Below are 11,003 nucleotides of genomic sequence, written 5' to 3'. Positions count from 1 at the left end.
CACCGCAAGTCGTCCTGGCGCACGCGCGAAGAGGTCGAGTGGGCCACGCTCACCTGGGTCGACTGGTTCAACAATCGCCGCTTGCTTGAGCCGATCGGCAGCATCCCACCGGCCGAGGCCGAAGCCAACTATTATTCCAAACACAAACAACCCAACGAGTCCGCCATGTCGGCGTGACTCAAACCAAGGGGCCTCCGGGAAAGCCGGGGCGGTTCACACCTCGGCGCGTGCGGCGTCCTTGGTCGGGTAGATGCGCCGCCTGATCCGCTCGCGTTTGAGCAGACCGAAGAAGCTCTCCACGGGCGCGTTGTCGTGGCAGTTGCCACGCCGACTCATGCTGCACACCAAGCCGTGGGACACCAGGAAGCTCTGCCAGTCATCGCTGGTGTAGACCGACCCTTGGTCCGAGTGGACCAGGCAACCAGCACTGGGTTTGCGCCGCCACACCGCCAACAACAGCGCTTGGACGACTAACTCGGTATCGGCTCGATCGCGCATCGCCCAGCCGACGACCTGCCTGGAAAACAGATCGATCACCACAGCCAGGTACATCCAGCCTTCCTGCGTACGGATGAAGGTGAAGTCGCTCGCCCAGGCCGTGTCCGGCTCGGTCACGTCGAACTGCCGATCCAGCAGGTTGGCTGCTGCCTTGCACGGCGTTCCGCCATGGAAGCGCGGTTTGCGACCATAACCCACCTGGGCACGCAGCCCATCGGCGCGCATCAATCGATGCACCCGATGGCGACTGCAACGCTCACCCAGATCGCGTAGATCCTTCGCGATCTTGCGATGCCCATACACACTGCCGCTAGCCAGCCAGTGGTGCTTGATCAGCCCCAGCAGGCGCTCGTCTTCCTTGGCGCGCTCACTGTCGGGTGACTTCAGCCACGCGTAGTATCCAGCCCGGTTCACCCGCAACACTCGGCACATCGCGCACACCCTGAACTCTTCGCGGTGGGCTTGCATGAAGACGTACTTTGCCTTTACCCCTTGGCAAAGTACGCGGCGGCCTTTTTTAGGATGTCGCGCTCCTCCGTCACCCGGCGCAACTCGGTCTTCAGCCGCCGAACCTCGGCGCTCTGGTCCACCTCGGCACGCTGCACCACGCCGGGCTTGCCGAACTTGCGCAGCCACGCGTACAGGCTGTGCGTGGTGATCCCCAGCCGCTGTGCGATCTCTGCCACCTTGAACCCACGATCGGTCACTTGCCGGACCGCTTCGATCTTGAACTCATCCGTATACCGCTTGCTGCTCATGGACACCTCCCAATCAGTCATTTTCTACGACCGTGAGATGTCTTGGAAACACTGGGCGTATCACCCCTGAACTGAGTAGAATCTGCCCAGGTAGATAGGAGCTGTCAGCCGGCCATCGTCGTGCTGCAGCTAGGGACAGGAGGCGGCTACGCCGCCATGAGCACAAGGAGACATCAGGGTGTATTTGGCAGAGCTGTCTATCTCGAACTTCCGCAAGATCAACAACGCAGTACTGCACTTCCAAAGTGGACTGAACGTCCTGGTTGGTGCGAATAACGCGGGCAAGACCGCCATTGTCGATGCGTTGAGGTCTCTCCTTGCCGGGCACGATGAACCTTACCCGCGGTTGGACTCGGACGATATTCATCGGCCGAAGACAGGATCGCCTAGCGGCAACATCGTGTTCAAGTACATCTTCCGAGGGTTGAGCCCCGATGATGAAGCTGACTTCATGACTGCCCTGAAGCCTGCCAAGGACGGGCAGATGGAGGCGCATATCACCATCAGCTTCTCCGAGGCGGATAAGACGGGGCGACTTAGAGCGAAGCGCTGGTGCGGAGACCATGATGATGTCGGCTTGACAGCGGACATGATGGAAAACCTTCGTGGCGTCTATCTACAGCCCCTGCGCGATGCTTCTCAGGCTCTTAGGCCCGGCCGCACAAGCCAGCTGTCCCGACTGTTTCAGCTGCTCGTTGATGACGATGGCAAGATCGAGATCAATAAGGCACTGAAGCTGCTGGATGATGAGCTCAAGACGAAAGCGCCGATTGTGAGCACCCATAAGGCGATAACCACTCGCCACTCCGAGATGTTGGGGCCACAGCTGTCCCAGCTGCTCGAGCTGGGGGTTAGCGTCAGCGATTTCCAACGCCTGGCTTCGCGCCTCTCCCTTACCGTAGATCTGTTCGAGCTTGAGCAAAATGGGCTCGGATTCAACAATCTGATCTTCATGGCGGTCGTTCTCAGCGAGCTGACCAAGAACCCGCAAGCCAGCTATCGAGGCCTGATCATTGAGGAGCCCGAGGCACATCTGCATCCCCAATTGCAGGCTGTGCTCCTAGGATACTTTGAGACCATCAAGGCAGTGGACAAAGAGAAGCCTGTCCAGCTGTTCGTTACCAGCCACTCACCCAACTTTGCCAGCATCGCCAACCTCGACAGTCTCACCTGTCTTGTTGACACCGGAATCAAGGTGGAGACTTTCTTTCCCCGAGACATCAAGTTTTCTGTCGGAAAGCGTGAGAAGCTTGAGCGCTATTTGGACGTCACTCGGGCTGAGCTTTTCTTTGCACGCCGCGCAATCCTGGTCGAGGGGGCTGCGGAATTGGTCCTTGTCAGTGTGCTCGCGGAGAAGTGCGGTCACGATCTACGTAAGCATGGGGTAAGCCTCATCAGCGTTGAAGGCCTCAACTTCGACTCATTCATTCCACTGTTCGGCGAGAAGGCGCTGAAGATTCCTGTCTCCGTGCTTACTGATGCAGACCCAACAGGTCCGAGTGAAGAGGATGAAGAGGAAGAGGAAAAGGGCGATGGCAGCGCAGAAGCGAACGACCATGCGCCGGAAGATGGGACCTCTAGTAGAAAGAAGAAGGCGGCTCCTGTCTACCCTTCGATCGGCGACAAGGTGCAGGTGTCCGCCAATACCTTGAGTATGCTCAAGTTCGAGGATTCATATCTCAAGATCTTCCATGGGCTGAAGACGCTTGAGTATGACTTGGCCTTGTACGCCGGCAATCGCAAGATCATGCTTGCGGCGCTTAAGGAGCTACACCCGAAGATCTCTGCGAACCTGGAGAAGAAGGTAGACGCCGCTACGGGAGATGCAGAGAAGGCTCGCGTACTGTTCAGCGGAATGTTCGAGAGGAAGAACGGAAACGTCCAGAAGGGGCGCTTTGCACAAGCTTTGGCGTACCTGATCGCCAAGGCGAAAAAGGAAGAATTCACTGTTCCGGAGTACATCCAGTCTGCAGTCGAGCACGCTTGTCAGCCTGACCCGAAGAAGGCTGAAGACGAATGAGCACGGATACTGCTCCTTCAGTTGAACAGGGTGAGATCATCACGGCACCATTGCATCCGATGTCGGTCATCGCTTGCGCGGGAAGTGGGAAGACCTTCACGGCTGTACGCAGGCTGGTCCACATACGTCAATGCCTCGGTGATCACCGGGGCCGGGTTGCGCTCCTGTCCTTCTCGAACATCGCCGTGGAGACCTTCAGGCGCGAGTACCAGGCACTCGCAATGGGATTGCTCAAGATCCCGTCCCACCAGCGTGTCGAGATCGACACATTGGACGGGTTCATTACGACAAATATTCTGCGACCCCACGCCCATCGGACGATGGGGTGTACCACGACCCCGTTCTTGCTATCAGGGAGCGAGTCATTCCTTTTAGGAAAGGACTATCGCTTCTGGGTGGAATCGCCAAGAACCGATAGCTACCCAGTGCCCCAAGGGCATATCCATCGCGTTGTCATAGGCCCTTCTGGGGCTGCAACGGGCTTCTTCTATCAGAACTCCGGCATGCTGGCGAGGATCAACAATGGCCCAAAGGTTGCCGCAGCCTTGGGAAAACTGGGGGCTTACACCCACGAGCTGGCGCGCTACTGGGTCGACCTTACCCTCCGCGAACAACCCGAGATCCTCCGAGTCCTTGCGCGTCGCTATCCCCACATCCTCATTGATGAAGCCCAGGATATCGGCATCCTGCACCAGGTGATCATTGAGAGGCTCAGCCAAGCAGGCTCTCAGATTTCCCTTATTGGGGATCCCAATCAAGGCATCTACGAGTTCATGGGTGCGACCGGCTCGTTCCTGTCCAGCTACCACAGCAAACCCGGTGTTTCTGCGGCCGCCCTGACGCGGAACTATCGGTCCGTACCGGCCGTACTCGATCTCGCCAACGCAATCTCGGCGCGCACGGACGATCCGGATAGGACCGTGCCACCTACGCTCCACGGGGCCTACTTCGTTCCGTACACGACTGCCGATACGAAGAAGGTCGTGGCGGCCTTCCAGGCAACAGTGGTCTCCGCTGGGTTGGACCCAACACGCTCCGCCGTGCTCTGCCGCGCACGCAAGTGGGCCAACGAGCTGGCTGGGCATGAGGGTGCGCCTGGCGTGGGAACGACCAAGATCCTTGCCCAGGCAGCGATGGTGCGCGATATCCACTCCGACTACTCAACAGCATTCAGACTCGTGGCAACTGCCATCATGGGTTTGATCGACAACGCGCCCAAGGGCATCGTTGCTCGCCTGACTCAGCCTGCTAGGTACCCAGAGGAACGAGCACTTCGTCGTGTCATTTGGGCTTTTACGCGAGATCCGGTCTCGGGCTTGCCCAGCGCGGCGCTGCCCGCTGTTAGCGATTGGCAGCCGGCACTGTTGCAACGTGTAAGGGTCATGATGACCAATCTGAGCACAGCCCACGGTCTCAACCACACATCGTCCACGCTCGGTGCTCGGCTCTCGAAGAGGAGTTTGCCCGGCTCACCGCTAATGAGCCCGCCTGACCTAGGTGCCGATCAGCCCTTGCGGGTCAAAATCAGTACCGTGCACCAGGTCAAGGGCGAAAGCCTGGATGCCGTCCTCTACATGGCAACGAAACCGCATGTATCTGCACTGCTAGGCGGAGGTTCCACCGAGGACGGGCGAATCGGGTACGTGGCTGTGACCCGGGCAAGGGATCTGCTGTGGTTGGCTGTCCCTGCAACAGCTTTGAAGAGCCTTCGTGCCGATCTCCAAGCAAAGGGCTTCAAGGACGCAACCGCTACGGCTGCAGCCCCAACGGCCGGACATGGCAGCGGTTCCCCCTGAATGGGCGTATTGGACAGCAACCCAACGCGGCACTGGCATCAACGTCAACGCAGGAGATGAAGCTGAATGGGAGCAAGCATAGGTTTTCCGCTGGATCGGACCTGAATACGCTTCCCTCGATGGAATTGGGTTCCTGCCGGTCAGCGGGGGAGACTATGAGTGCTTGGCAACCATAGTTGCGCCAATGGAAGCAGGAAATTGGCTCAACCTATGGTTGCGGATGGCGACAAACCTTTGGTTGCCCGTCTAGACGCGCATGCGGGGCGATCGGCGGCATGCGCGCAACCGACCGCGACCGCCGCGTTGCAGGTGCGCGCCGGCTCGAACAGCCGCCTGCAACTGGCCGACCACGGGCGCGCACGCGAGCTCAGGTGCAGATCGCCGTAACGCATCGCCTGCAGGCCGCGCTTCGATGACTGCCAGGCAGCGTTGCGAAGGCGTGCCGTGATCGCGCGACCGCAAGCCGCATCTCCGTCACGAGGAACGCCGAAGAGGAATGTCGCCGCAGCGCAGCCACGGCGCGTGCGCCCTTGCGCGCGCCCGTTTGCGCATGGGTTGCGTGTCGCATCGCGTTAATCAAGCACTGTGTACTATGAGGGCCGGCCAACCGGACCAGCGTCTGCGGTCCCGTCTCCTTCGCGCCGAAACACCCGCCATCAGCAACGTCATGCCCGCCGGCGACGCCAGGCGCAGCGTCGCTGCCAGGCCTCACGTCGCCATCGTCCCGGATACTTCACAACGGATTGGAATGCATCACGACACCAGCCTCATCGACATCATCGCCGTCGGCCTCGCGGTCGCTTTCGTGCTGGGCACGCTCGCGCAGAAGATGAAACTCTCGCCGCTGGTCGGCTATCTGCTGGCCGGCGTCTGTGTCGGACCGTTCACGCCCGGCTTCGTCGCCAACCAGGACATCGCCAACCAGCTGTCCGAGTTGGGCGTGATGCTGCTGATGTTCGGCGTGGGCCTGCATTTCTCGCTCGACGATCTGATGGAGGTGAAGTGGATCGCAGTGCCCGGTGCGCTGGCGCAGATCGTGGTGGCCACCCTGCTCGGCTGGGCGTTGGCCTGGAGCATGGGCTGGCCGCTGATGCACGGCCTGGTATTCGGGCTGGCGCTGTCGGTGGCCAGCACCGTGGTCCTGCTGCGCGCCTTGGAAGAGCGCCGGCTGCTGGACACCCAGCGCGGCCGCATCGCGGTGGGCTGGCTGATCGTCGAAGACCTGGTGATGGTGATCGCGCTGGTGATGCTGCCGGCGCTGGCCGAGGTAGTGGGGAATGGCGCACCGGCTGCTGCGCATGCCGGCGAATCCCATTCACTGCTGGCCGCATTGGGTGTAACCGTGCTGAAGCTGGTGGCCTTCGTTGCGGCGATGCTGGTGGTCGGGCGCCGGGTGATTCCGTGGTCGCTGGAAAAGGTCGCCGCCACCGGATCGCGCGAGCTGTTCACCCTGGCAGTGCTCGGCATTGCGCTGGGTGTGGCCTTCCTGTCGGCCACGTTGTTCGGCGTGTCGTTCGCGCTCGGCGCCTTCTTCGCCGGCATGCTGCTCAAGGAGTCGGAACTGAGCCACAAGGCGGCCAACGATTCCCTGCCGCTGCGCGACGCGTTCGCCGTGCTGTTTTTCGTCTCGGTAGGCATGTTGTTCGACCCGATGATCCTGGTCGAGCACCCCTGGCAGGTCCTGGCCACATTCCTGACCGTGACGGTCGGCAAATCGCTGGCGGCATTCGTGATCGTGCGGGCATTCGGGCACCCGACCGGCACTGCATTGACCATTTCCACCAGTCTGGCGCAGATCGGCGAGTTCTCCTTCATCCTGGCGGGCCTGGGCGTGCAGTTGGCGATCCTGCCCGAGACCGGGCGCGATCTGATCCTGGCCGGCGCGCTGTTGTCGATCGTGGCCAATCCGTTCCTGTTCTCGTGGCTGGACCGCTGGCAGGCCAGGCAGGCGCAGGACGCGCCTGCGGCTGTGGAACCGGAGCTGCCGCCCGGTCCGCCGCTGCCCACGGGCGGCCACGCCATCGTGATCGGCTATGGCCGGGTCGGCAGCGCGCTGACGCAGTTGCTGCACAGCCGTGGCGTGCCAGTACTGGTGATCGACGACAACGGCGAGCACGTCGCCAAGGCGCACGCCGCCGGCATTCCCGGCATCCGCGGCAGCGCGGCCGCCGACCGGGTGCTGGCCGAGGCCAGCCCCGAGCACGCCAAGATCGCGATCCTGGCCATCCCGCAACCATTGGAAGCCGGCGAAGCGCTGGCCAAACTACGCGCGATCAATCCGTCGCTGACCCTGCTGGCGCGGGCGCACAGCGACGCGGAAGTGAAGCACCTGCTCGAACACGGCGCCGACGGTGCCGTCCTGGCCGAGCGCGAGCTGGCGTATTCGCTGGCCGAAATGGTGATGTCCACCCCGCCGTACCGTGCGTTGAACGTGCCGGCGTCGTAACCGCAAGACGGGATGACGCAGCGCTGGACCAAACGCAACCCGCCGGCAGCGCCCGCGGGTTTTTCGTTCCTGCAGGTGGTTCAGTGCGGAACGGCTCGCCATCATTCATTGATCAAACTGCGACCAGGACACCGAAAACTGCCCAACAAATCCACTTGATAATCATTCCCATCCGGAGCAGGATGAGCGCCCGTTTCACTGGCGACCTCTTCCATGGCGTTGGCGGTTGGCATTCTCAATGCATTGCCTGGTGTGCAGCTGTGCGAGCTGCTGGGTCGCATCGGCTACGGCTTCGTGGTGCTCGATCTGGAGCACGTGCTGCGCGCGCCCGACGAACTGGAACATGCGATCCGTGCCTGCGAGCTGTCCGGCTGCGAGGCCTGGGTGCGGGTGCCGGAGGTGGACGAGAAATTGATCGGTCGCGTACTCGATGCCGGCGCGCGCGGCATCGTGATACCGCGCGCCGAATCTGCCGCGCAGGTGGCGCAGGCAGTGGCCGCGGCGCGTTTTCCGCCGCTGGGCCGGCGCGGCATCACCGGTGGCCGCGTGACCGGCTTCGGCACCATCGATCTTCCTACCTATATCGCACAGGCCAACACACAAATCCGCATCGTACCGATGATCGAAAGCGCAGCCGGCATCGCCGCGCTGCCGCAGATCGCGGCCGTGCCGGGTGTGACGCTGGTGATGGAAGGCGCACTGGATCTCGCGCTGGATCTGGGCCTGGGCCCGCAGCCCACGCATGCGCAGGTGTGGGAGCTGCTGTTGCAGCTGCACGCGCAATGCCGCGCCGCCGGTGTGCCGTTCTGTCCCAATCCGCGCACCGACGCGCAACGCGAACACTGGCTGCAGCAGCCGGAGCTGCGCTGGCTGCTGGCCGGCGAAGATCGCGCCCTGATTCAACGCGCGCTGCGCGGCCATCTGGCCACGTTCGCCGCGCCAGCCCCCTAACTGCCCGCAGGAGCACGCTGCAATGTCGACGTTCCGTTTCCACGCCCTCAGCCTTGCCATCGCGGTGGTCAGTCTGAGCCTGCCGCTGCACGCCGCGGCCGCCGACACGCCGGCGTCCGATGCCGCCGAGGGCCAGACGCCCATCCGTGCACTGGATGCGATCCAGGTGCAGGGCAGTCTGCTCGGGCGTTCCAGACCCGATGACGTGCAACGCTATGCCGGCAGCAGGCAGGTGATCGATCGCACGCAGTTGCGCAACGGCGGCAACCGCTCGCTGGACGACGCGCTGCAACGCGTGCCGGGCATCAAGATCTTCGACGAAACCGGCACCGGGGCATTGCCGCAGATCATGCTGCGTGGTCTGTACGAAAGCCGCAGCGGCCGGGTGCAGGTGCTGGAAGACGGCATTCCGCTGGCGCTGGCGCCGTATGGGCAGACCAGCCTGTCGCTGTTCCCGGTCGGCCTGCACCAGATCGACCGCATCGACATCGTGCGCGGCGGCGCAGCCGTGCAATACGGGCCGAACAATGTGGGCGGGGTGATCAATCTGGTGAGCAAGGACATTCCCAGCCAGTGGAGCACCACGCTGGCACACAAGGTCACTGCGGGCGGCCAGGGACAGTTCCTGCAGGACAGCACACTCAGCAGTGGCGGCTATCTCACCGACAACTTCGGCATGCAGGTCGATGCCAACCGCAGCTGGGGCGAGTATTGGCGGGCGCACAGCGATACCGACATCAGCAACCTGCGCGTGCGCGCGGAGTGGTGGCTGGACGACACCAAACTGATCAAGGCCAGCGTGCAGCGCTATCTGGCGGACATGGATCTGGCCGGGGCACTGAGCCCGGCCGACTACCGGCGCGACCCGCGCCAGTCCACGCGACCGCTGGACAGCTTCAATGGCCGTACGACCAGGGCATCGTTGGTCTATGAGCAACTGCTTGGCGACTGGGGGCCGCTGACGGATGTCCGGTTGTCCTGGACCAACTTCAGCGCGCGCAGCAGCCGCAACTTCATCGTCGGCATGCGGCAGGCAGCAACCGAGACCTGGCGTTCGGATCTGCCGCCGCAGTTGCGCCAGACCGCGCCGCGCGATTTCCGGGTGGTCGGCAGCGAACCGCGCCTGACCTGGACCATGGGAGAGGCCGGTGGCGTGCGCCAGCAATGGACCGCCGGCGTGCGTGCGGTGCGCGAGGACATCGATTTCCTGGTGGGCAACCTGCGGCTGCGCGACGGGCTGTTCACCACGGTACGCGACTGGCAGTTCGAGGACCGCGCGCTGGCTGCCTACGTCAGCAACGCCATCACCCTGCCGGATGAGCGCCTGACCATCACCCCCGGCCTGCGTTACGAGCGCCTGGACTCGCGCTACTTCAACCGTGCCAACGGCCTGCGCACGCTCAACCAGACCCGCGACGTGCTGCCCGGCCTGACCGTCGGCTTCCAGGCCAACGCGCAGTGGTTCTTCTACGCCGACGGACAACGCTCGCTGCGTGCGCCGCAGGTCACCCAGATCATCTTCGGCAACAATCTGGACGCCGAGCTGGCGTGGAACTACGAAGCCGGCACGCGCTACCAACCCAACGACCGCACCCGCATCCAGGTCGGTGCCTACCTGATCGATTTCGATCAGCAGATCCAGCTGGACAACACCACCCGCGTGTTCCGCAACCTGGGCAAGACCCGCCACCAGGGTGGCGAGGTGGAGCTGCAATGGAGCCCGGAACAGCTGCGCGCGCTCACCCTCAACGCCGGCTACGCGTATCTGGATGCCAGCCAGGAATCGGGCGCGTTCCGCGGCTTCCGCGTGCCCTTCACCTCGCGCAACCAGATCACCCTGGGCGGCAACTACGCGCTCGGTCATACCACTGTCGCGCTGTCGGGCTATTACTTCAGCAAGGCCTTCAGCGATGCGGCCAATACCGTGCAGGAGAACGCCATCGCGTCGGTCGGCCGGTTGCCCGCGTACATGGTCTGGAACACGCAGGTCAGCCATACCCTGTTCGAACGCGATGGACAGCGATTCAGCGCATCGCTGGCGATCAACAACCTGTTCGACCGGCAGTACTGGTTCCGTGGCGTGGACACCAGCCCATGGGGCCGCCAGGCCGCACCCGGACGCACCGTGACCGCCGGCCTGGAGTACACGTTCTAGCAGCTGCACAGCTAGCAGCAGGGCGATGCGAGGGAATGCGCCGCGCCACGGCCCGCTTCGCGGACGCTGCGATCGCTTCCGGCTGCGCACCGGTCCGATCGACACGCGTGATGTCTACTGGAAGCACGACTGCACGTGAGGTAAGGCCGGCGCTGCACCAGCAGAGCAACAGCAACACGCGACCGATGATCAGGGGCTTCGGTCGCGCCTGACGGCAATGGCGGTCGCCCGCGATTGCCGCAGAACACACGGCGTGCACGAGGCACGCATCAGCGCCGCAGCACGCGGCATTGCGATCGTTGGATCGCAGGCCACCCAACGCCGCTTGCGGCGCCAGGCAGCCCGTTTGAATACCGGTCACTCCACCGTCCCTGTCGAA

5 protein-coding genes and 2 pseudogenes are annotated in these 11,003 nt (G+C 63.0%); 6 read left to right on the top strand and 1 reads right to left on the bottom strand.

The features are described 5' to 3' along the window. Positions 1-177, top strand: a pseudogene (locus LL962_RS14640) (IS3 family transposase); the annotation flags it as partial. 39 nt (positions 178-216) lie between these two features. On the opposite strand, the pseudogene LL962_RS14635 reads toward LL962_RS14640, so the two are convergent. After that, positions 217-1,256, bottom strand: a pseudogene (locus LL962_RS14635) (IS3 family transposase); the annotation flags it as partial. A gap of 178 nt (positions 1,257-1,434) precedes the next feature. On the opposite strand from LL962_RS14635, the gene LL962_RS14630 reads away from it, so the two are divergent. From LL962_RS14630 to LL962_RS14610, 5 genes are all read left to right on the top strand, one after another. Beyond that, complete coding sequence (locus LL962_RS14630; protein WP_228317433.1) at positions 1,435-3,276, top strand: ATP-dependent nuclease; 1,842 nt, start codon at positions 1,435-1,437, stop codon at positions 3,274-3,276. After that, the gene (locus tag LL962_RS14625; RefSeq protein ID WP_228317432.1) at positions 3,273-5,072 is read left to right on the top strand and encodes a UvrD-helicase domain-containing protein; all 1,800 of its coding nucleotides are present in this window, start codon (positions 3,273-3,275) and stop codon (positions 5,070-5,072) included. Before LL962_RS14630 ends, LL962_RS14625 begins: the two co-directional genes overlap by 4 nt. A 748-nt stretch (positions 5,073-5,820) precedes the next feature. Continuing rightward, on the top strand, positions 5,821-7,518 hold the full coding sequence (gene ybaL, locus LL962_RS14620) for a YbaL family putative K(+) efflux transporter (RefSeq protein WP_104586610.1): 1,698 nt from the start codon (positions 5,821-5,823) through the stop codon (positions 7,516-7,518). 213 nt (positions 7,519-7,731) lie between these two features. After that, a complete protein-coding gene (locus LL962_RS14615; protein ID WP_104586611.1) occupies positions 7,732-8,469 on the top strand; it encodes an HpcH/HpaI aldolase family protein in 738 nt (245 codons plus the stop codon). Between the two features lie 22 nt (positions 8,470-8,491). Continuing rightward, entirely contained in the window at positions 8,492-10,624 is a 2,133-nt protein-coding gene (locus tag LL962_RS14610) for a TonB-dependent receptor family protein (protein ID WP_228317431.1), read from the top strand. Positions 10,625-11,003: the final 379 nt, after the last annotated feature.

Source organism: Xanthomonas sp. NCPPB 1067, from assembly GCF_020783795.1.
Classification (GTDB): domain Bacteria; phylum Pseudomonadota; class Gammaproteobacteria; order Xanthomonadales; family Xanthomonadaceae; genus Xanthomonas; species Xanthomonas melonis.
The sequence above is the reverse complement of the archived record's forward strand: the minus strand, read 5'-3'. Positions and strand labels throughout refer to the sequence as shown.

Excerpts from the sequence above, each read along its gene's own strand:
- LL962_RS14625 (WP_228317432.1), top strand. The coding sequence starts at position 3,273 with ATGAGCACGGATACTGCTCCTTCAGTTGAACAGGGTGAGATCATCACG.
- ybaL (WP_104586610.1), top strand. The coding sequence starts at position 5,821 with ATGCATCACGACACCAGCCTCATCGACATCATCGCCGTCGGCCTCGCG.
- LL962_RS14615 (WP_104586611.1), top strand. The coding sequence starts at position 7,732 with ATGGCGTTGGCGGTTGGCATTCTCAATGCATTGCCTGGTGTGCAGCTG.
- LL962_RS14610 (WP_228317431.1), top strand. The coding sequence starts at position 8,492 with ATGTCGACGTTCCGTTTCCACGCCCTCAGCCTTGCCATCGCGGTGGTC.